Annotated in this window: 21 protein-coding genes; 11 read left to right on the plus strand and 10 right to left on the minus strand. The window is 60.1% G+C overall.

Going from position 1 to position 18,949, the window contains the following annotated elements:
* Positions 1-74 precede the first annotated feature (74 nt).
* From mutY to JJQ51_RS05370, 3 genes are read left to right on the plus strand one after another with little or no spacing between them, the layout of a single operon-like run.
* Positions 75-1,190: an A/G-specific adenine glycosylase gene (gene mutY / locus JJQ51_RS05360; RefSeq protein WP_173004620.1), complete on the plus strand. Its 1,116-nt coding sequence runs from the start codon at positions 75-77 to the stop codon at positions 1,188-1,190.
* Positions 1,187-1,801 (plus strand): HAD family hydrolase, encoded by a 615-nt coding sequence (locus tag JJQ51_RS05365; protein WP_113331944.1) that lies wholly within the window; start codon positions 1,187-1,189, stop codon positions 1,799-1,801. The genes mutY and JJQ51_RS05365 overlap by 4 nt, the downstream gene beginning before the upstream one ends.
* A 4-nt stretch (positions 1,802-1,805) precedes the next feature.
* A complete protein-coding gene (locus tag JJQ51_RS05370) occupies positions 1,806-2,171 on the plus strand; it encodes a nuclear transport factor 2 family protein (RefSeq protein ID WP_113331945.1) in 366 nt (121 codons plus the stop codon).
* 131 nt (positions 2,172-2,302) lie between these two features.
* Here JJQ51_RS05370 and JJQ51_RS05375 read toward each other — a convergent pair whose 3' ends face one another.
* From JJQ51_RS05375 to JJQ51_RS05385, 3 genes are all read right to left on the minus strand, one after another.
* The gene (locus tag JJQ51_RS05375) at positions 2,303-3,433 is read right to left on the minus strand and encodes a site-specific DNA-methyltransferase (RefSeq protein ID WP_095434181.1); all 1,131 of its coding nucleotides are present in this window, start codon (positions 3,431-3,433) and stop codon (positions 2,303-2,305) included.
* A 157-nt stretch (positions 3,434-3,590) separates the two neighbouring features.
* Positions 3,591-3,938 carry an antibiotic biosynthesis monooxygenase family protein gene (locus JJQ51_RS05380; protein WP_269244402.1) on the minus strand — a complete coding sequence of 116 codons (348 nt, stop codon included), beginning with the start codon at positions 3,936-3,938 and terminating at the stop codon, positions 3,591-3,593.
* Positions 3,935-4,264 (minus strand): NIPSNAP family protein, encoded by a 330-nt coding sequence (locus tag JJQ51_RS05385; RefSeq protein WP_269244403.1) that lies wholly within the window; start codon positions 4,262-4,264, stop codon positions 3,935-3,937. The genes JJQ51_RS05380 and JJQ51_RS05385 overlap by 4 nt, the downstream gene beginning before the upstream one ends.
* A 73-nt stretch (positions 4,265-4,337) precedes the next feature.
* On the opposite strand from JJQ51_RS05385, the gene JJQ51_RS05390 reads away from it, so the two are divergent.
* Positions 4,338-5,078, plus strand: a complete 741-nt coding sequence (locus JJQ51_RS05390; protein WP_269244404.1) for an ArsR/SmtB family transcription factor — start codon at positions 4,338-4,340, stop codon at positions 5,076-5,078.
* On the opposite strand, the gene JJQ51_RS05395 is transcribed toward JJQ51_RS05390, so the two are convergent.
* From JJQ51_RS05395 to JJQ51_RS05405, 3 genes are all read right to left on the minus strand, one after another.
* Complete coding sequence (locus tag JJQ51_RS05395) at positions 5,075-5,500, minus strand: DUF1284 domain-containing protein (protein WP_152095975.1); 426 nt, start codon at positions 5,498-5,500, stop codon at positions 5,075-5,077. The two genes, JJQ51_RS05390 and JJQ51_RS05395, sit on opposite strands and share 4 nt — an antisense overlap.
* Positions 5,497-6,087, minus strand: a complete 591-nt coding sequence (locus JJQ51_RS05400; RefSeq protein WP_145633078.1) for a biotin transporter BioY — start codon at positions 6,085-6,087, stop codon at positions 5,497-5,499. Before JJQ51_RS05400 ends, JJQ51_RS05395 begins: the two co-directional genes overlap by 4 nt.
* A gap of 264 nt (positions 6,088-6,351) precedes the next feature.
* A complete protein-coding gene (locus JJQ51_RS05405; RefSeq protein ID WP_113331951.1) occupies positions 6,352-7,020 on the minus strand; it encodes a GntR family transcriptional regulator in 669 nt (222 codons plus the stop codon).
* Between the two features lie 243 nt (positions 7,021-7,263).
* On the opposite strand from JJQ51_RS05405, the gene JJQ51_RS05410 reads away from it, so the two are divergent.
* Positions 7,264-7,956 carry an HAD family hydrolase gene (locus tag JJQ51_RS05410; RefSeq protein ID WP_113331986.1) on the plus strand — a complete coding sequence of 231 codons (693 nt, stop codon included), beginning with the start codon at positions 7,264-7,266 and terminating at the stop codon, positions 7,954-7,956.
* Positions 7,957-8,061: 105 nt separating this feature from the next.
* Here JJQ51_RS05410 and JJQ51_RS05415 read toward each other — a convergent pair whose 3' ends face one another.
* A complete protein-coding gene (locus JJQ51_RS05415) occupies positions 8,062-8,682 on the minus strand; it encodes a hypothetical protein (RefSeq protein ID WP_113331952.1) in 621 nt (206 codons plus the stop codon).
* A 313-nt stretch (positions 8,683-8,995) separates the two neighbouring features.
* On the opposite strand from JJQ51_RS05415, the gene thrC reads away from it, so the two are divergent.
* Genes thrC through JJQ51_RS05435 form a run of 4 tightly spaced genes read left to right on the plus strand, consistent with a single transcriptional unit; the run spans position 8,996 to position 15,286 of the window.
* On the plus strand, positions 8,996-10,393 hold the full coding sequence (gene thrC / locus JJQ51_RS05420; RefSeq protein ID WP_113331953.1) for a threonine synthase: 1,398 nt from the start codon (positions 8,996-8,998) through the stop codon (positions 10,391-10,393).
* 20 nt (positions 10,394-10,413) lie between these two features.
* The gene (locus tag JJQ51_RS05425; RefSeq protein WP_069613775.1) at positions 10,414-11,712 is read left to right on the plus strand and encodes a M16 family metallopeptidase; all 1,299 of its coding nucleotides are present in this window, start codon (positions 10,414-10,416) and stop codon (positions 11,710-11,712) included.
* Positions 11,713-11,762: 50 nt separating this feature from the next.
* Positions 11,763-12,377 carry a GNAT family N-acetyltransferase gene (locus JJQ51_RS05430; protein ID WP_113331954.1) on the plus strand — a complete coding sequence of 205 codons (615 nt, stop codon included), beginning with the start codon at positions 11,763-11,765 and terminating at the stop codon, positions 12,375-12,377.
* On the plus strand, positions 12,374-15,286 hold the full coding sequence (locus tag JJQ51_RS05435) for an EAL domain-containing protein (protein WP_371865500.1): 2,913 nt from the start codon (positions 12,374-12,376) through the stop codon (positions 15,284-15,286). Before JJQ51_RS05430 ends, JJQ51_RS05435 begins: the two co-directional genes overlap by 4 nt.
* A 39-nt stretch (positions 15,287-15,325) precedes the next feature.
* Here the strand turns inward: JJQ51_RS05435 and JJQ51_RS05440 are convergent, their stop codons facing one another.
* The 3 genes from JJQ51_RS05440 to JJQ51_RS05450 form a co-directional block, all read right to left on the minus strand.
* Complete coding sequence (locus JJQ51_RS05440; protein WP_145320884.1) at positions 15,326-16,381, minus strand: zinc-binding metallopeptidase family protein; 1,056 nt, start codon at positions 16,379-16,381, stop codon at positions 15,326-15,328.
* Positions 16,382-16,518: 137 nt separating this feature from the next.
* A complete protein-coding gene (locus JJQ51_RS05445) occupies positions 16,519-16,710 on the minus strand; it encodes a CsbD family protein (RefSeq protein WP_069613771.1) in 192 nt (63 codons plus the stop codon).
* Positions 16,711-16,805: 95 nt separating this feature from the next.
* Positions 16,806-17,411, minus strand: a complete 606-nt coding sequence (locus tag JJQ51_RS05450; RefSeq protein WP_069613770.1) for a YqgE/AlgH family protein — start codon at positions 17,409-17,411, stop codon at positions 16,806-16,808.
* A gap of 140 nt (positions 17,412-17,551) precedes the next feature.
* On the opposite strand from JJQ51_RS05450, the gene JJQ51_RS05455 reads away from it, so the two are divergent.
* Both JJQ51_RS05455 and JJQ51_RS05460 read left to right on the plus strand, forming a co-directional pair.
* Positions 17,552-18,379: a protein-disulfide reductase DsbD domain-containing protein gene (locus JJQ51_RS05455; protein ID WP_113353920.1), complete on the plus strand. Its 828-nt coding sequence runs from the start codon at positions 17,552-17,554 to the stop codon at positions 18,377-18,379.
* An 83-nt stretch (positions 18,380-18,462) separates the two neighbouring features.
* Positions 18,463-18,948, plus strand: coding sequence for a peroxiredoxin (locus JJQ51_RS05460; protein WP_113353919.1), 486 nt, complete (start codon positions 18,463-18,465; stop codon positions 18,946-18,948).
* Position 18,949: the final 1 nt, after the last annotated feature.

Below are 18,949 nucleotides of genomic sequence, written 5' to 3' on the forward strand. Positions count from 1 at the left end.
GCTTTATGCGTCCGGCACCTTGATCGCCCGACACAGCTTGGCCAAGTATAGAGCACTTCCCCTCGACGCGGCAAATCATGACGACGACTTTAGAATTCCCCACGGCCGCATCGCTGCTTGCCTGGTACGACCGCCACCACCGCGACCTGCCCTGGCGCGTCTCGCCGCCGATGGCCGCGCGCGGCGTGAAGCCCGATCCCTATCGCATCTGGCTCTCGGAAGTGATGCTGCAGCAGACGACCGTGCCGGCGGTCAAATCCTATTTTGCGAAATTCCTGGAGCGCTGGCCAACCGTCAACGATCTCGCCGCGGCTGCGAATGAAGAGGTCATGGCGGCCTGGGCGGGGCTCGGCTATTATGCCCGCGCCCGCAACCTGAAGAAATGCGCCGAGGCGGTTGCAGCGAAGCATGACGGCCGCTTTCCCGATACCGAGGAGGGTCTGCGAGCGCTTCCCGGTATCGGCGATTATACATCCGCCGCCGTCGCTGCCATCGCGTTCAACCGCCAGGCGGCAGTGATGGACGGCAATGTGGAGCGCGTCATTTCCCGGCTCTATGCGATTTCGACACCGTTGCCTGGCGCCAAGCCGTTGATGAAGCAGAGAGTGGCCTTACTGACGCCCGCCGACCGGCCGGGCGATTTCGCCCAGGCGATGATGGATCTCGGTGCGACGATCTGTACGCCGAAGCGTCCGGTCTGTTCGCTCTGTCCCTTCAACGGCGCCTGTCAGGCGCTGGCTGCACATGATCCCGAACGTTTCCCGGTCAAGGCAGCCAAGAAGGAAAAGCCGGTACGCCAGGGCGCGGCCTTCGTCGCCGTCAATGATGAGGGGGAAATCTTCCTGCGGCGGCGTGTGGAAAGGGGGTTGCTCGGCGGCATGACCGAGGTTCCGACGACCGGCTGGACGGCGCGGATCGACGGCGAGACCGGCATCGAGGCCGCGCCCTTCCCTGCCGACTGGCAGCCGGCAGGCACGGTGACGCATGTCTTCACGCATTTCGAATTGAGATTGTCGATTTGGCGTGCCAAGTCGGTGACGCAGAGTGACAACCATGACGGATGGTGGGCGCCGGTTACAAATCTTGAAGAGCAGGCACTCCCGACAGTCATGAAAAAAGCAATCGCTCAGGCTATTCCCAATGCGTTCGCAAAAATGCGTTTAGACCAAAAATCAGGAATTCATTCATGACGACGGAAATACGGCACATCGTTTTCGATATCGGCAAGGTTCTCCTCCACTATGATCCAAACCTTCCCTACAGCCGGATCATTCCGGACGATGCCGAGCGTGAATGGTTTTTCGCTAATGTCTGCACTCATGAATGGAACCTTGAGCAGGATCGCGGCCGCACCTGGAGCGATGCCGAAGCGTTGCTGATCGCCGATCACCCCGAACGGGAAGAGCAAATCCGCAGCTTCCGTAAATATTGGCATGAGATGGTTCCGCATGCCTATGACGACAGCGTCGCCATTCTGGAACAGTTTATCGCGGAAGGCCGCGACGTCACCATGCTGACCAATTTTGCCTCCGATACCTTTCGCGAGGCGCAGGAGCGCTATCCCTTCCTCAAGAAGCCGCGCGGCGTGACGGTTTCGGGCGATATCGGCCTGATCAAGCCGGATGTCGCGATTTATGCTACCCACGCCAAGAGCTTCGGTCTTGACCCGGCCTCGACGATCTTCATCGACGATTCCTATCCGAACGTCGAAGGCGCGCGCGCTGCCGGCTGGCATGCTGTTCACTTCACCGGCGCCGAGAAGCTGCGCAGCGATCTCGCCGCCCATGGCATAAAGGTTTAAGCCGATGACCTTCGATCCCGCAGAACGCATTGAGCTGTTCCATGACGCGATCAACCGCCTCGACTATGAGGCGATCGAAAATTTCTTCGCCGAGGATGCGACCTATGTCTCCAACGGCGTCGGCAGCCTTGCCGGCCGCGCGGCGATCATGGAAGCCTTCCGCGGCTATTTCGACACCTATCCGGATCAGACCGCATCCAACTCGCTGGTGGAGACGCTGACCCCACTGTCCGGCCGTGCCGTTTGGTCTGTCCGCGCAACCAATAGCAAGACGGGCAAGCCGCTGATCCGCGAAGGCGAGGAAACGATTACCTTTAACGAGGACGGCCGCGTCGTGCGCGTGGATGTCACGGATTACCAGGACTTCTAAAATCTGAAACTAAAGACGCGCAGGGCCTTGCCGGATAGATCGTCCGGCAAGGCCCTGCGCATTTCACCTTCTTCCCTGACTGGAGGTACACGGCGGAAGAAGGCGGATATGTTTGCCGGAAATGGCTGAGGCTATTCAACCTTGGCCAGATCGCTGCGGATGATGGCTCTGAGTTCGTCGATCGGACGCAGGGAACGGCCGTCGTCGAAATGCCAGAACATCCACCCATTGCATGCATCAAGGCCCTGAACTTTCGCGCCAAGGCGATGAATGGAACCGGCCTCGCCGCCGGAAGCGACCGTGCCATCAGCCCGCACGATGGCACTATAGCGGCGCTTTGCATCGGTCAGCACCTGACCGGGTTTGATGAGGCCGCTCTCGATCAGAACGTTGAACGCAACGCGCACTTCCGCCTTCTTGCCGGTCATGACGGTCAGTTCTGCCTTGCCGAGCGGTTCAACGGCTGCAATGCGGGCGCTGGCCGCATCGATATAATCCTGCTCGCGCTCGATGCCGACAAAGTGGCGGCCGAGGCGCTTGGCAACCGCGCCCGTCGTTCCCGATCCAAAGAAGGGATCGAGAATGATGTCGCCAGGCTTAGACGAGGCCATGATGACACGGGCCAGCAGCGCTTCCGGCTTCTGCGTCGGATGCACCTTCTTGCCGTCGTCGCCCTTCAGCCGCTCATTGCCGCTGCAGATCGGAAACAGCCAATCGGAGCGCATCTGCACATCGTCGTTGGCGGCCTTCATCGCATCATAGTTGAAGGTATAGCCCTTCGCCTTGGCGTTCGGGCTCGCCCAGATCATCGTCTCATGCGCGTTCTGGAAGCGGCGGCCCTTGAAATTCGGCATCGGGTTGGTCTTGCGCCAGACGATGTCGTTGAGGATCCAGAAGTTCAGATCCTGCAGCGTCGCGCCGACGCGGAAGATGTTGTGATAGGAGCCGATGACCCAGATCGTGCCCGTTGGCTTCAGCACGCGGCGGCAGGCGAGCAGCCAGGCGCGGGTGAAGGCGTCGTAGGCTTCGAAAGAGGCGAACTGGTCCCATTCGTCATCGACTGCATCGACAAGCGACTGGTCCGGACGATGCAGCGTGCCGCCAAGCTGGAGATTGTATGGTGGGTCGGCGAAGATGACGTCGACGGATTGATTGGGCAGTGCCTCAAGAGCGGCCACGCAATCGCCCTTGATGATCGTGTCGATCCAGGACCCCGGAACGGCTGAAGTCCTGAGGTCGGCAAGCGGGAAAACTGACGCCATGTGATACTCGCTGTTACACTTACTCGGTGCTCTTAACTGAGTGTTATGGTTACCTAACTTGGTTACCAAAGGCTAAAGCGGCGTCATATTTTCTGCATTCCCAACGAAACCGCCGGGAATGCAGGCCTCATCGAAAGGCGCTATCGCTTTGAAAGCCCTAGATGTCGTGTACTGCGTGGCTATCGTCGGGCGCTTCGGCCCGTTCCGTCATCCCGTAATCGCGAAGCACCTGCGCGACACGCAAACGATAGTCGGCAAAGACTGTCTTGCGCCCCGCTTTCTGGGCGGCGCGATGGGCCTCGCGGTTTCGCCATTGGCGAATGGCGGCCTCGTCGCGCCAGAAGGACAGCGACAGGATCTTGCCCGGCTGGGTCAGGCTTTCGAAACGTTCGATGGAGACGAAACCGTCGATCGCTTCCAGTTCCGAACGCAGCCCTGCGGCAATATCGAGATAGTGCTGGCGTTCGTCGGGATGGGGAATGACTTCGAAAATAACTGCGATCACGGCGATACCCTCGGAGCATGCGGCAGCGAGACATTCTTCAGGAAAATGCGATCTTCCTGCAAGATGAAGCGTTCGCGGCGGGCAAAATCGAGATTGGCCCGCGCTAGCGGATCGGCGGCTAGGCTCTTGCGATAAGCCTCGTAGGCGGCGAGATTTTCGATGTTGTAGATGCCATAGGCCGTCGTCAGCGAGCCTTCATGCGGAGCGAAATAGCCGATCAGGTCCGCGCCATTGCGTGGGATGACCTGGCCCCAGGCTTTGCCATACTCTGCGAAGGCGTCCTGCTTGAACGGGTCGATCTGATAACGGATGAGACAGGTGATCATGAGTTTTTCTCCTTTGCTGATGTCGCTGTTTTCGCACATTGCAGCACGGAGATGGTTCGGTTACGATCGAAGTATGAAGGAAGGTCCAGACATAGCACAGATCGGCTCGCTGATCGGCGATCCGGCGCGAGCGAACATTTTGACAGCGCTGATGGGCGGCCGGGCGTTGACCGCAACGGAACTTGCGGCCGCCGCAGGCGTGACGTTGCAGACCGCGAGCGCCCATCTTTCCAAGCTCGAAGCGGGAGGCCTGCTGACACAACGCAAGCAGGGCCGCCATCGCTACTTCACGCTGGCAGACGATCGCGTCGGCAAGCTGCTCGAGGGTATCATGGGTTTTGCCGCAACGCGCGGCCATCTGCGCCATCGCCCCGGCCCGAAAGAGCCGGCCTTGCGCAAGGCACGCATCTGCTACGACCACCTGGCCGGCGATTACGGCGTGCGCATGCTCGACAGCCTGATCGAGGCCGGGTCGATCTCCGCGGTGGGCGAAGGTCTGAGCCTGACGGCCGATGGCGAAAGGCATCTTGGAACGATCGGCATCGACGTCTCCGGATTGCGCTCGAGCCGCCGCCCGCTTTGCCGATCCTGCCTGGATTGGAGCGAGCGGCGCGCGCATCTCGCCGGCAGCCTCGGCAAGGCGCTGCTTTCGAATTTTCTCGACAAGGGTTGGGCGCGGCGAACCGAAAACAGCCGCTCGATCTTCTTCACGCCCGAGGGCGAGCGCCGCTTTTTGGCGCTCTTTCCACTTGAGTTGAGCGATGGCGCCCGGCAGCCAGAGGCCTCACAGCCAGAGCTGGATAACACGCCTTAAGCTGCCTTGATCAGGACACCGCTGAAATTGCTTGCAGCAATGCGGCTGCAGAGGTCGCCCCATTCGCAGCCGATGCAGGCATGACGGATTTCACCGCCGGCGAAATTGCGGCGAAGCTTAGAAAGCAGGATGGCATCAGGCACCAGCACTGTGCCTATGCCGATCTCTTCGCCCAGCAAGGCCGCGACATCGGCAAGGGCAGTTGCATCCCGCTCGATGACCGAAGCCTTGAAGCAGTGTGGCTCCTCCCCGTTCAGGAGCGGAGCGCAGATGTCATCGGGGCCGGAGACCAGTTTGATCTTCTCCCCTTCCGACAGCCGCTCGGCGATGCGGCGATAATTGTCGGTGAAGGCTGAGGTATAGCCTTCACCAACGAAGGTCAGCATGCAGAGCAGATGATGGGCGCGAAGCCTGACGGTCAATTCAGACGCGCCTTGCCGCTATAGACCTGAATGGTCTTCAGCACTGCGGCTGCAAGCGCGGACTTAAGGACGGCGCCGAGGATGAAGGGCGCCACGCCAAGCAGCCAGCCTTTTTCCGCACCGATCAGCGCTGCAAGCCATGCGCCGCCGATCGCAAGGCAGAGAATGTTAGCCGAGAGATGCGCCAGAAAACTGCGCACGACGCGGTTGCCGCTCCAACCTCGCTCGCCAAGCCAGCCGACGAGGGCTGCGATGATCGGGAAGGATGCGAGATAACCCGCCGTCGGACCCATGAAGGGCGCAATGCCGCCTGCCCCGCCGGCGAGCACCGGAAAGCCGATCGCGGCTTCGCCCAGCCACGCGAGAACCGTAACTGCGCCAAGACGCCAGCCATAAAGAGCACCGATCATGGTAATCGCGAATGTCTGCATGGTGATCGGCACCGGTATCATCGGCACCGAGATTCGCGATGCGAGTGCCAGGATCAGTGTTCCGGCGAGAACGAACACAGTCTTGGCAACAAGCGAACGCTGACCAAGGCGAAGCGGATCGAAAGCGACTTCATCGTGATGCTGCAACAGGGACATAGGCTCTCCTTTCAAAATTATAGATAATTTTTGAGTCTCATCTATTTTATGAGAGAGATTGCGAAATCAGGCAAGTGGCAAGCTCCGGATATTTTGAGTAAGCGCGAAATCCCATTGAAAAATAAGAGTAATAAATCCGGAAAGCGCGGCGAACCGCAGCTGAAATGCTGATCGAGATGCAGCAGCGGCAAAACGAAGAAACTCCGCGCGGAGTACAGTTCGCGAGGCACGCCCTACAAGGCATCTCAAAATTATCTATAATTTTTAGCCGACGATTGCAAAGGCGTCGCGTGTCGATCCGGTAGGTGTGCGCACCGGCGCGCGGCCGATCCATTGCACATGCTTCTGCAGAATAGCAGCCGCCTCGTCTGCCCGCCCTTGGCGCAGCGCCGCCAGAATGGCGCGGTGGTCATGATCCGTGCGTTTTTCCCAGCCGGATTGCCAGGCAGAAAAGAGAAAGCGGGCGCTCGCCGCATGCAAATCATCGATAGCGGCAAGAAGACGCGCCATGCCGCAAGGCGCCAGGATCAGGCGATGGAAACGGCGGTTTGCTTCCTCCCAGGCATGGACATCACCGGCGGCATCGCCATCGCGTGTCGCCTGCTCGGCCTCGTCCAGAATGGCTGACGTCAGATGCGGGGCCGCATGCTTGAGTGCAAGACCTTCAAGGGCTGCGCGCATCTCCGCGACCTCGCGGACCTCCTTGAGATCGAAGGAGGCGACGCGCACGCCGCGACGCGGAAGGCTGATCGCCAGCCCCTGCGCCTCGAGCCGCCGGAACGCCTCGCGCACGGGCACATGGCTGGTGCCGAACTCCTCGGCGATGTGATCCTGCCGCAGGCGGGCATCGGGCGCGATCTCGCCGCGGATGATGCGGTCGGCAAGCACCCGGCTGATGCGGCTGGCAATGGTGTCGTCGCGCTCCTTGGCCATGGCCGATCCTTAAAGGCGGGCCAATCCGATGTCGAGGGCCGATATCGAGCGACAAGAAATCGTCATCACCTCTTTTGCGCATTTCGACCTTTTCGCTCACTGCAGCGCAGTCATGCCCGCCAATTGGTTGAGCTTTGCCGACATATCGTGTAAAGCCCGGCGGTCATTTTTCAGAGCATGCCCCGAAACATCAATGGTTTCCTGGAGCGTGCCGAACTCAGCCACATCAAAGGCAGCAATTTCATGAGCAATGGCTTCGACCTCATCATCTTCGACTGCGACGGCGTTCTGGTCGATTCGGAAATCATCGCGGCACAAGTCGAATCCAAACTGCTGACCGATGCGGGCTATCCGATCAGCACCGAGGAAATGGGTGAACGCTTCGCCGGCATGACCTGGCGCAACATCCTGTTCGAAGTCGAGCGCGAGGCCAGTATTCCCCTCTCCGCTTCGCTGCTCGACAAATCGGAAAAGCTGCTCGACCTGGCGCTTGCCAGCGACGTTCAGCCTATCCCTGGCGTTCCGCTGGCGCTGTCACGCCTGCCGATACCGCGCTGCATCTGCTCGAATTCCAGCTTCGCCCGCATCGAGATGATGCTGACGAAGGTCGGCTACCTCAAACTGTTTGCTCCTAATATCTTTTCCGCCAAGGATCTCGGCGCCGACCGCGTAAAGCCCAAGCCGGACATCTTCCTGCATGGCGCCAAGCAGATGAATGTCAGCCCGGCCAATACGATCGTCGTCGAAGATTCGGTCCACGGCGTTCAGGCGGCACGTGCCGCCGGCATGCGCGTCATCGGCTTCACCGGCGCATCACACACCTATCCTTCGCACGCCGATCGGCTGACCGATGCCGGCGCCGAAACCGTCGTCAGCCGCATGGCCGACTTACCGGGGGTCGTCATGGCACTCGCCGAATGGGACGGCGTGCTCTGAGGCAATAGGCAATAGGCAATAAATGTTGCGGCTATAGTGCCGGCGGCAGCAGGGACAAGGTGATCTTTTCCTACTGCCTACTGCCTACTGCCTACTGCTCCAACCTTAGTGACGCTTCTTGCGCGCTGGCTTCTCGCCCTTTGCCGGCTTCTGCGGGCCTTGATCGAAGCCGATCTGGACGATGGTGAAGCCGCCCGAGCCGCCGGCAACCTGGATGTCGTCATCCGTGAAGAGGAACTGCGCCGTGCTTTCGCCCGGCGGGATTTCCGCCGTATACATGATGGTCTTGCTATAGAGCGCGTTGTCATTGTCCATGACCGCAACATGGATCGGCAGGGTTACCTTGCCGGAGCTGCCCATGGGACCAGCAACCAGGCGCCCCTGCGCCACGACGTGAATGCCGAGGCTTGTTCCATCGGTGGTGCACTGGCGGGTCGCCTGCGCCAGCGAAGCCTGATAGACTAGCTGGTTCGGATCGTCCTTGGCGCCCTTGGCGTAGGTGCGATAGACCGAATCCTCGTCGCGGATGACCGCCTGCGGGCACTTGCCGGCAACATAGGTCTGGCCGCCCGTAGGTGCGGCAGTCGTGGCTCCGGTTTGCGGCGCTACCGTTACATCCGTTGCCGGCTGTTTTTCACTGTTGCCGCCGATGCCGAGAGTGCTGCAACCCGTCAGGAATGCCAGAAGCGAAGCGGAGAAAAGACGACGCGAAACCTTGCCAAACACTATAATTCCACCCTCTCCATATATTTCATATAATCGGCCTGCAGCCTGTCAAACGGGCCTTTTATGACACTTGGCGATGGTCTATACCAGCGACGCAGCGAAAAATCGATTGGGTAGACACCGTTTTGGCTCACTTTTCGAGATCGACACATTGCCACAAACAGACGCCACATGGCGCCGATCCCACGCGCCTTGCGCAAACGCGAAAACCACGCGGCTGATCCGACGCAAAAAGACCGGCCGCCGTCGCTTCGTTCCTCTACCCTCTCAATCGATCACTCAGGCAATTTTGCGACCAAAGGAATTCTAGACCGTGGACTACATTTCAACGCGGGGAGAAGCCCCTGCCCTTGGCTTCTGCGACGCTCTTCTGGCCGGCCTTGCTCGTGACGGCGGGCTCTATGTTCCCCGTGAATGGCCGGTCCTGACGAAGAAGGAAATCCGCGCCTTTCGCGGCAAGAGCTATCAGGATGTCGCCTTCGCCGTCCTCTCGCCCTTTACCAATGGCGAGATCCCGGCAGATGTCTTCCGCGGCATGATCGATGATGCCTACGCTACGTTCCGGCATCCGGCCGTGGCGCCGCTCGTCCAGACCGGACCGAACAGCTTCGTCATGGAGCTTTTCCACGGCACCACGCTCGCCTTCAAGGATGTCGCCATGCAGCTGCTGGCGCGGCTGATGGACTATGCGCTGGAGAAGCGCGGCCAGCGGGCGACCATCGTCGGCGCGACCTCGGGCGATACCGGCGGCGCGGCAATCGACGCCTTTGCCGGACGCGAGCGCACCGATATCTTCATTCTCTTCCCGCATGGAAAAGTCTCGCCGGTACAGCAGCGGCAGATGACCACGTCGACGGCAGCGAATGTGCATGCGCTGGCCATCAAGGGCAATTTCGACGATTGCCAGAACCTCGTCAAAGCCATGTTCAACGATGCCCCCTTCCGCGACAAGGTGAGGCTCTCCGGCGTCAATTCCATCAACTGGGCGCGAATCATGGCGCAGGTGGTCTACTATTTCACCACCGCTGTTGCTCTCGGCGGCCCTGACCGAAAGATTTCCTTCACGGTGCCGACGGGCAATTTCGGCGACATTTTCGCCGGCTACGTCGCCAAGCGCATGGGCCTGCCGATCGAAAAGCTGGTCATCGCCACCAACGAGAACGATATTCTGGCGCGCATGCTGAAGTCAGGCCGCTATGAGATGCGCTCGGTAAAAGCCACCACCTCGCCGTCGATGGATATCCAGATCTCCTCCAATTTCGAGCGCCTGCTGTTCGAGGCCAACGGCCGGGATGCCTCCAAGGTGCGCGCTGCCATGGAAAGCCTGAAGCAGTCGAACGGATTTTCAGTCAGCGAAGAAGCCCTGAAGCTTATCAAGAAGGACTTCCGCGCCGGCCGCGCGAGCGAGAAGCAGGTGGCCGAAACGATCCGCAAAACCCTTGCCGACACAGGCTATCTGCTCGACCCGCATACGGCGATCGGCGTCTTCATTGCGGACAAGAACGAGCGCCCCAGCAGCCCGATGGTGACGCTTGCGACGGCCCACCCGGCAAAATTCCCCGCCGCAGTAAAATCCGCATCCGGTATTGACCCGGCGCTTCCGACGTGGCTTGCTGGTCTAATGACCAGGGAGGAGCGTTTCGACATTCTCGATCCGGAACTTAAAGCCGTTGAAAGCTTTATCGGCAAGCATGCCCGGACCGGCGAATAACAGACGCGGAAAGACAGGCGATGACAGTGGAGTGCACCCGGCTAGCGTCCGGGCTGACAGTAGCGACCCAATCGATGCCACACCTCGAAAGCGTGGCACTCGGCGTTTGGATCAAGTCGGGTTCGCGTAACGAAACCGAGGCAGAACACGGTATCGCGCATCTGCTCGAACATATGGCGTTCAAGGGCACAGCGCGGCGCTCCGCCCGGCAGATCGCCGAGGAAATCGAGAATGTCGGCGGAGAAGTCAACGCCGCCACCTCGACGGAAACCACGTCTTATTATGCCCGCGTGCTGAAGGATCATGTGCCGCTCGCCGTCGATATCCTTGCCGATATCCTGACGGAATCCGCTTTCGACGAGGAAGAGCTGGCACGCGAAAAGCAGGTCATCCTGCAAGAAATCAATGCCGCGAACGACACGCCCGACGATGTCGTCTTCGACAAGTTTTCCGAGGTCGCCTATCGCGGCCAGACGCTTGGGCGCGCCATTCTCGGCACACCGGAGACCGTCGTCTCCTTCTCGCCGGAACAGATCCGCCATTATCTCGGCCGCAACTACACGACCGACCGCATGTTTGTCGTGGCGGCCGGCGCAGTCGATCATGAAAGCTTCGTGCGTCAGGTCGAAGAGCGCTTCTCCAGCCTGCCGATCAAACCGTCCGCTCCGCCCGTTATCGAACCGGCGCGTTATATCGGCGGCAACATTCGCGAAACCCGCGACCTGATGGATGCGCAGATCCTGCTCGGCTTCGAAGGCCGCGCCTATCATACCCGCGATTTCTACTGCTCGCAGATCCTGGCCAATATCCTCGGAGGTGGCATGTCCTCGCGCCTGTTCCAGGAAGTGCGCGAATTCCGCGGCCTCTGTTATTCGGTCTATGCCTTTCATTGGGGCTTCTCCGACACGGGCATCTTCGGCATCCATGCGGCGACCGGCGGCGAGAACCTGCCGGAACTGCTGCCCGTCATTGTCGACGAGCTGCATAAATCCTCGCATGACATTCAGCAGCAGGAAATCGAGCGCGCCCGCGCCCAGATCCGCGCACAGCTGCTGATGGGCCAAGAAAGCCCGGCCGCCCGCGCTGGCCAGGTCGCAAGACAGATGATGCTTTATGGCCGCCCCATCCCGAACCAGGAGATGCTGGAGCGCCTGGAAGGCATCACGATCGACCGCCTGACGGATCTTGCCGGCCGCCTGTTCTTCGATACAGTACCGACGCTTTCTGCGATCGGGCCGCTGGAGCAGCTCGCGCCGATGGAGGACATCGTAACCTCGCTGTCGGCGCCCGTCCCTGCCTCCAGAAGCGCAAGCGGCTAAGGGCACGCCGCGGGCCTATGGGTGCAATTCTCGGGGGAGTGCTTGGCGGCATGCAAAAATCTGTCTTTCGGTTTCTCTCACGTCATACGGACGCGGTTGAACTCGAAAACGACAATTATTTGCTGCGTTTGCCGCGCTACTCCGATTTCAATCAATGGCATAAGCTTCGGGCGGAAAGCCGGCGCTTTCTCGAACCCTGGGAGCCTACCTGGCGACACGACGAGCTGACCGAGGGCGCCTATCGGGCACGCATCATCCGCGGAAAGCAGGAATACAGCTCCGGCCAGGCCATACCGCTCTTCATTTTTCTCAGGGAAAACATGACGCTGGTTGGCGGCATCACGATCGGCTATATTCGCCGAGGTGCTGCGCAGAGCTGCATGATCGGATATTGGATGGGCGAGCGCTACTCCGGTCAGGGCCATATGTTCGCCGCACTTCAGTTGGTTATACCCTATATCTTTTCCGGACTTGAGTTGCACCGAATTGAAGCAGCCTGTATTCCGGATAACGAGCGTAGCATGCGGCTTTTGGAAAAAGCCGGTTTCCAGCGGGAAGGTCATTTGCGCGGTTATCTTAAAATCAACGGTCAGTGGCGCGACCATGTGATGTTTTCAAGGTTGGCATCCGACACCAACCCGAACCGAAGCTTCGACCAGCGATGATCGCCGGAATGATGCAGACGTGGCCAACGGCCCGCCGGCTATGCGCCGTGATCGCAACGCTCGCGGCCGCCATGCTGCTGTTGATCGCCGGGATGGCCGATGCAGCCGAGCCCGTGAAGATCTCGCGCGACGATACTGCTCTCGATCTCACAGCGACGACCGAAATCTACACCAATCAGGGTGAAGCCTTCCAGGTTTCGACAGCGGCCGGCGCCGACGGCATCCGCCGCCGCATCGAGGTTCGCTCCTCTTCACCCAATCATCAGGGCGACTGGGCGGTTTTCGCGCTCGCCAACGTTTCCGAAGAGCAGCTTGAGCGCGTCATCGTCGCGCCGCATTTCCGTCTCGTGAATTCAAAGGTCTTCTGGCCCGATCTCGGCTCGCAGCGCATCGTCGCGATCACGCCGAGCGAAGGTTTTGCGCTCGATCGTCAGCCGAGCGACGAGGCTGACGTCTTCCGTATCACGTTGAACCCCGGCGCCGTCGTCACCTTCGTTGCCGAACTTTCGTCACCGAACCTGCCGCAGCTCTATCTCTGGGAACCAAACGCCTACAAGGATACGGTCAACGCCTTCACGCTCTATCGCGGCATCGTGCTCGGGATTGCCGGCCTGCTAGCGGTGTTCCTGACCATTCTTTTCGTCGTCAAGGGCACGTCGATGCTGCCGGCCACGGCGGCGCTCGCTTGGGCGGTGCTCGGCTATATCTGCGTGGACTTCGGCTTCCTCGGCAAGCTCATCAGCATCACGTCAAGCGACCAGCGAATATGGCGCGCCTGTGCGGAAGTGGCACTCGCGTCGAGCCTGGTGATCTTCCTCTTCACCTATCTCAATCTCAATCGCTGGCACGCCCATCTCGGTTATGTGACACTTGCCTGGGTGCTTGGCCTTGCCCTCCTCTTCGGCGTGGCGATCTACGATCCGTCGATTGCTGCGGGCATTGCGCGGCTGTCGCTGGCGCTGACGGCAACAGCCGGCCTGCTACTCATCATCTATCTCGGCTTCAGCCGTTATGACCGGGCCATCCTGCTCGTGCCGGCCTGGGCGCTGATCCTCGTCTGGCTGTTCGGCGCCTGGATGACGGTCATGGGCAAGCTCGACAATGACATCATCCAGCCGGCACTCGGCGGCGGCCTCGTTCTCATCGTCCTGCTGATCGGCTTCACCGTCATGCAGCACGCCTTTGCCGGCGGCGCCTTCCAGCAGGGCCTGTTCTCGGATCTGGAGCGGCAGTCCCTGGCGCTGACGGGCTCCGGCGATACCGTATGGGACTGGGACGTGGCGCGCGACCGCGTAGTGACGACGCCCGATATCTCGGTGAAGCTCGGCCTCTCGCCCGGAACCATGCATGGCGCGGCGCGCAACTGGCTGCCGCGGCTGCATCCCGACGACCGCGACCGCTTCCGAGCGACGCTCGACGTCCTTCTGGAGCATCGGCGCGGTCGATTGAACCATGAATTCCGCATCCGCGCGGAGGATGGACATTTCCACTGGCTGTCGATCCGCGCCCGGCCGGTGCTGGGGTCGAACGGCGAGATCATTCGCTGCGTCGGCACGATCGTCGACATTACCGAACAAAAGAATTCAGTCGAACGATTGCTGCACGACGCTGTGCACGACAATCTGACCGGGCTCCCGAACCGTCAGGTCTTCCTCGATCGCTTGCAAGCCGTTCTGACGCTGGCTTCCGATGGAAATCAATTGCGGCCGACGGTTATGGTCATCGACATCGATCGCTATAAACTCGTCAACGATACGCTTGGCTTTGCCGCAGGCGACAATATCCTAATCGCATTGACCCGTCGCCTTCGCCGCCTGATGAAGCCGCAGGATACGCTGGCGCGTCTTTCGGGCGACCAGTTCGGCCTCATCCTCGTTTCCGAACGCGATCCCGCCAAGGTCGCCGACTTCGCCGACGCGATCAGCAAGGCGATCATGGTGCCGATCAATTTCGCCAACCGCGAGATCATTTTGACGGCATCGGTCGGGTTGACCTCGTGGGTCGACCAGCAGGAAAATGCGGCCGGGATGCTGAGCGATGCGGAACTCGCCATGTATCGCGCCAAGCGCGCCGGCGGCAACCGCGTCGAACCTTTCCAACCTGCCTTCCGCAGCTTCGGCACCGACCGGCTGCAGCTCGAAACCGATCTGCGCCGCGCCGTCGAACGCAAGGAGCTTTCGCTCGTCTATCAGCCGATCGTTCGGCTTGAGGATGCAGAAATCGCAGGTTTCGAGGCGCTGATGCGCTGGGAGCATCCGAAGCGCGGTAACATTCCGCCATCGGAATTCATCCCGATCGCGGAGGCTTCCGACATCATCGGTCCGCTCGGCATGTTCGCATTGGAGCAGGCAACGAACGACCTCAAGGCATGGCAACGACAGACTGGCGACTTGCCGCTGTTCGTCTCCATCAACCTTTCCAGCGTGCAGCTGCTCAACAACGAGCTTTACGACGATATCCGCGCCCTGCTCGCCAAGACCCATTGCGATCCAAGCCGCATCAAGCTGGAGCTGACGGAATCGCAGGTGATGGAGAATCCGGAACAGGCGCGGCTCGTGCTCGACAAGCTACGCGAAGCCGGCATCGGTTTGGCGCTCGATGATTTCGGCACCGGCTATTCCTCGCTCGCCTATCTCACCCGCTTCCCCTTCGATACGATCAAGCTCGACAAGGCGATGGTCCGCGACGATAGCGACAAGAAGGCTGTCCTGTTGCGCTCGGTCATTTCCATGGCGCGCGAACTCAATATGCGGGTCGTCGCCGAGGGCATCGAATCGGAAGAGGATGCGCTGGAGCTCGCCAAGATCGGCTGCAGCTACGGCCAGAGTTTCATCTTTGGTCCGCCGATGGGCTCGGATTCGGTGATCCGTCTGCTCAAGGAACGCTTTCCGCTGACGAAGCGCGCCTGAGGCCTTCGCGAACCGCCTTCGACGATGTGCGGCGCCTCATCAGGCGTTGTCGATCAATTCCCTGATATAGTCGAGCTTCGCGACCACCGGCGGCGAAAGAATGAAGGGATAGGAATCCGGCTGCCCCATGCTGCGCTGGATGGAATTGATCGCTACGCTCAAAGGGATCCAGGCGCTGACGAGCTGCTCGGCGCTTTCTGCCTTGTAAGGATTGAAATCCACCTCGGCCGCCATGTCGTGATAGCGATGGGGATCGATCGCCAGGCCGAAGGAACGCGCCGTTTCCAGCGTATCGACGATGTGCAGATAATGCGCAAAGCATTCGGCGAAATCCTCCCAGGGATGGGAGCTGGCATAGGCGCTGATGAAACTTTCCTGCCAGCTTGCAGGCGGGCCATGGTCGTAATGGGCCTGGAGTGCGGCGCCATAATCGGCGCGCTCGTCGCCGAAGACGGCGCGAAAGGCATCGAATTGTCCACGATCGCGGACAAGCTTGTTCCAGATGAAATGACCGGTCTCGTGGCGGAAGTGGCCGAGCAAGGTGCGATAGGGCTCGTTCATCAAGGTGCGCGCCTGTTCGCGCGTCACATCGTCGGCCTCGGCGGCCCGAATGGCGATCAGTCCCTCCTCGTGACCGGTCATCGCCGGGACCACGGTATTGCCCTGCACCTCATCCTCCAGGAAATCGAAGACGAGCCCACCTTCGGGGTCCTGCTGCCGATCGGGATGCGGCAGGTTCCACCGCAAGAGCGAATAAAACAAATGCCGCTGCGCCTGGCTGATGCGCCGCCAGCGATCTATACCCTGTTGCGTGCCGGTGTTCGGCACGAGACGATTGTGCCGACATGCAACGCAATAGGGCTGCGGATCGTCCGCATCAATGAGCCAATTGCAGATATCGAGTTCGGCATTCGCGCAGAAGCGAACATGCCGGGTCTGTTCGGAGACCGGGTACCAGTTCGTCTCAGTTTCTGCTTCCAGGGCATATATCGCCAAGCGATCCGGGACGAAACCGAGCTGATGACCACATCGAATGCATTGCCTGTTATCGAAATGAACAGGCTGTCCGCAATGATCGCACGTGAAAAGCCGCATGCTCCCCTCGGAAAACTTATTGGCAGGCAATAAAGAGCCTGCCACGTTTCCGTAACAGGCTCCTCCTCCCAACATCGCCGCTTCGACGTCAATTCAGACGGAGCAGCGACCATGGATTGACAAAAACAAGCAGCCGGTCACATCCGGTCCACCGCTCCCTTGACCTTATCCTTGGCCTTGCCAACGGCGGTTTGCACCTTACCCTTGGCTTCCTGTGCAGCGCCCTTGGCGCGCATTTCCTTGTCATTCGTCGCCTTGCCGGCCATCTGCTTGGCCTTGCCGGCAATTTCGTTCGCCTTACCGGACACCTTGTCGGTCGTGCTGCTCATGTCTGACGCCTCCTTGGCTGCGACAGCGGAATTGCCGTCGCTCTGTCGGGAAAACGTCACGCACGCTACTTCGTTCCAAAACAACGCAAATCGGCTCAGCTATGGCCGGCATGCGGTGACAGCATGACCGGATTGATACCCATGAGAGCCAGCGCACGATCATACTTGTTCTCGAGGCTGCGATCGAAGATCAATTCTTCGTTTGCAGGGCAGTTCAGCCAGCCATTGTTGCCGATCTCCGCCTCAAGCTGGCCAGCGCCCCAGCCGGCATAGCCGAGCAACATCGTCGCGCGCTTCGGACCGCTCCCCTTGGAAATGGCCCTGACGATATCGAGCGTCGCCGTCAGGCTGATATCGTCACTGACCGGAATGCTGCTGTCGCTGATGTAATCGTCGGAATGCAGGACGAAACCTCGGCCGCTTTCGACGGGACCGCCGGTCTGGATCGGGAAATCGCGCGCCATCTGCGGAAGCACGATAGCATCGTCGTCCTTGATCATTTCGAGATGCAAGAGGACGTCGGTGAATGTCAGCTTCTGAGCCCGGTTGATGACGAAGCCCATGGCACCGGCATCGGAATGGGCACAGATATAAACAACCGTGCGATGAAAGTTCCGATCCTCCATGCCGGGCATGGCGATCAGGAACTGACCGTCGAGAAAACCTCTTTCGCGTCTATTCTTCAGCGTCGATAGGGACATCGTGCCTCCTGACCGCAGTTCGCAACTGCGCCGCCTAATACCAAGATGGGGCAATGTCATAAATCAATCAACTGAAAATGATCATTTACCTCTTCAGTCGTGCTGGCTCCCGGCGACCCAATCCGCTAAATCCTTGTTCCATGATCGAAATAAGTACCGTTGCCCGCCTGTCGGCACTTCTTGCCACTTTGTTTTTCAGCACCGTGGCGGCCCATGCCGCAACGAGCGAGTGGATAGACAATCAGGGCGGCAGAATGCGTCTGATCGCACTGGCGCCGGACGCAGAAGGGCATATCCGCGCCGCCTTGCAGATCGAACCGGAGCCGGGCTGGATCACCTATTGGCGCGAGCCGGGCCAGGGCGGAATTCCGCCACAAATAACACCGGCAGCCGGCAGCGGCGTAACACTCGAAAGGGCAGACTACCCGATACCAAAATCGATCCGACTCGGCTCTATCCAGGAAATCGGCTATGATGCGCCGGTCACGTTTCCGCTTGCTCTGCGCGTCACCGGCAAGGCGCCTGCAAAACTTGAGCTGACTGCTTTCATCGGCCTCTGCAAGGATATCTGCATTCCTTTCCAAGCCGAGTATTCCCTGCCCTTGCCAGTAGATGTGCAGCCGACTTCGCATGAGCTGGCTTTGCTCGATGCGGCGAAGGCCGTGCTACCACAGCCTCCCTCTCCGGATTTCGCCGTCGAGAACCATAAGATCTCCACCGACGGCAAGAGCCTTTCCCTGCATCTGACGCTGCCGGAAGCGAGCGGAAAGATGCCAGAGATCTACGTCACCGGGCCGTCGGGCTACGTGTTCTTCCAGCAAGCGAATGCGAAGCGGGAGGGAACTGCCTTCTCGGCCGATATAGTGATCGGCAAACTGCCGAAGGATTATGATACGAAGGGCAAAAGCTGGGGCATTCTGGTCGTCGATGGCGATCGGGCGATGGAAACCACCCTTGCGCTCGAATAGGCCGGATCTATAGTCCTCAGAACCGTCTTCATGCCATCGGCGGCCGTTCGAGCGCCCCGAGACAACGACCCAAGGAGAGAGACATGACTATCGCCATCGGCGACACGCTGCCTGCCGCCACCTTCAAGGAAAAGACCGCCGACGGCCCGGTCGAGATCAGCACCGAACAGCTCTTTGCCGGCAAGCGCGTCGTGCTGTTCGCCGTTCCCGGCGCATTTACGCCCACCTGCTCGCTCAATCACCTGCCGGGCTTCCTCGAAAACCGCGACGCCATTCTCGCCAAGGACGTCGATGATATCGCCGTCGTTTCGATCAACGACTGGCACGTCATGGGCGCCTGGGCGCAGTCGTCCGGTGGTCTCGGCAAGATCCACTTCCTCGCTGATTGGGACGGCTCCTTCACCAAGGCGCTCGGCCTCGACGTCGATCTCTCGGCCGGCGGCCTCGGCATTCGCTCCAAGCGCTATTCCATGCTGGTGGAAAACGGCGTGGTGAAGACGCTCAATATCGAGGAAAGCCCCGGTCAGGCCACGGTTTCGGGTGCGGCTGCGATGATCGAGCAGCTTTAGG

The sequence above is a fragment of the Rhizobium sp. AG207R genome (assembly GCF_027109195.1).
Classification (GTDB): domain Bacteria; phylum Pseudomonadota; class Alphaproteobacteria; order Rhizobiales; family Rhizobiaceae; genus Rhizobium; species Rhizobium dioscoreae.

Excerpts from the sequence above, each read along its gene's own strand:
- JJQ51_RS05455 (WP_113353920.1), top strand. The coding sequence starts at position 17,552 with ATGATCGAAATAAGTACCGTTGCCCGCCTGTCGGCACTTCTTGCCACT.
- JJQ51_RS05405 (WP_113331951.1), bottom strand. The coding sequence starts at position 7,020 with ATGGCCAAGGAGCGCGACGACACCATTGCCAGCCGCATCAGCCGGGTG.
- JJQ51_RS05410 (WP_113331986.1), top strand. The coding sequence starts at position 7,264 with ATGAGCAATGGCTTCGACCTCATCATCTTCGACTGCGACGGCGTTCTG.
- JJQ51_RS05430 (WP_113331954.1), top strand. The coding sequence starts at position 11,763 with ATGCAAAAATCTGTCTTTCGGTTTCTCTCACGTCATACGGACGCGGTT.
- JJQ51_RS05445 (WP_069613771.1), bottom strand. The coding sequence starts at position 16,710 with ATGAGCAGCACGACCGACAAGGTGTCCGGTAAGGCGAACGAAATTGCC.
- JJQ51_RS05450 (WP_069613770.1), bottom strand. The coding sequence starts at position 17,411 with ATGTCCCTATCGACGCTGAAGAATAGACGCGAAAGAGGTTTTCTCGAC.
- JJQ51_RS05435 (WP_371865500.1), top strand. The coding sequence starts at position 12,374 with ATGATCGCCGGAATGATGCAGACGTGGCCAACGGCCCGCCGGCTATGC.
- JJQ51_RS05365 (WP_113331944.1), top strand. The coding sequence starts at position 1,187 with ATGACGACGGAAATACGGCACATCGTTTTCGATATCGGCAAGGTTCTC.
- JJQ51_RS05390 (WP_269244404.1), top strand. The coding sequence starts at position 4,338 with ATGAAGGAAGGTCCAGACATAGCACAGATCGGCTCGCTGATCGGCGAT.
- JJQ51_RS05460 (WP_113353919.1), top strand. The coding sequence starts at position 18,463 with ATGACTATCGCCATCGGCGACACGCTGCCTGCCGCCACCTTCAAGGAA.
- JJQ51_RS05400 (WP_145633078.1), bottom strand. The coding sequence starts at position 6,087 with ATGTCCCTGTTGCAGCATCACGATGAAGTCGCTTTCGATCCGCTTCGC.
- JJQ51_RS05375 (WP_095434181.1), bottom strand. The coding sequence starts at position 3,433 with ATGGCGTCAGTTTTCCCGCTTGCCGACCTCAGGACTTCAGCCGTTCCG.
- JJQ51_RS05385 (WP_269244403.1), bottom strand. The coding sequence starts at position 4,264 with ATGATCACCTGTCTCATCCGTTATCAGATCGACCCGTTCAAGCAGGAC.
- JJQ51_RS05425 (WP_069613775.1), top strand. The coding sequence starts at position 10,414 with ATGACAGTGGAGTGCACCCGGCTAGCGTCCGGGCTGACAGTAGCGACC.
- JJQ51_RS05440 (WP_145320884.1), bottom strand. The coding sequence starts at position 16,381 with ATGCGGCTTTTCACGTGCGATCATTGCGGACAGCCTGTTCATTTCGAT.
- JJQ51_RS05370 (WP_113331945.1), top strand. The coding sequence starts at position 1,806 with ATGACCTTCGATCCCGCAGAACGCATTGAGCTGTTCCATGACGCGATC.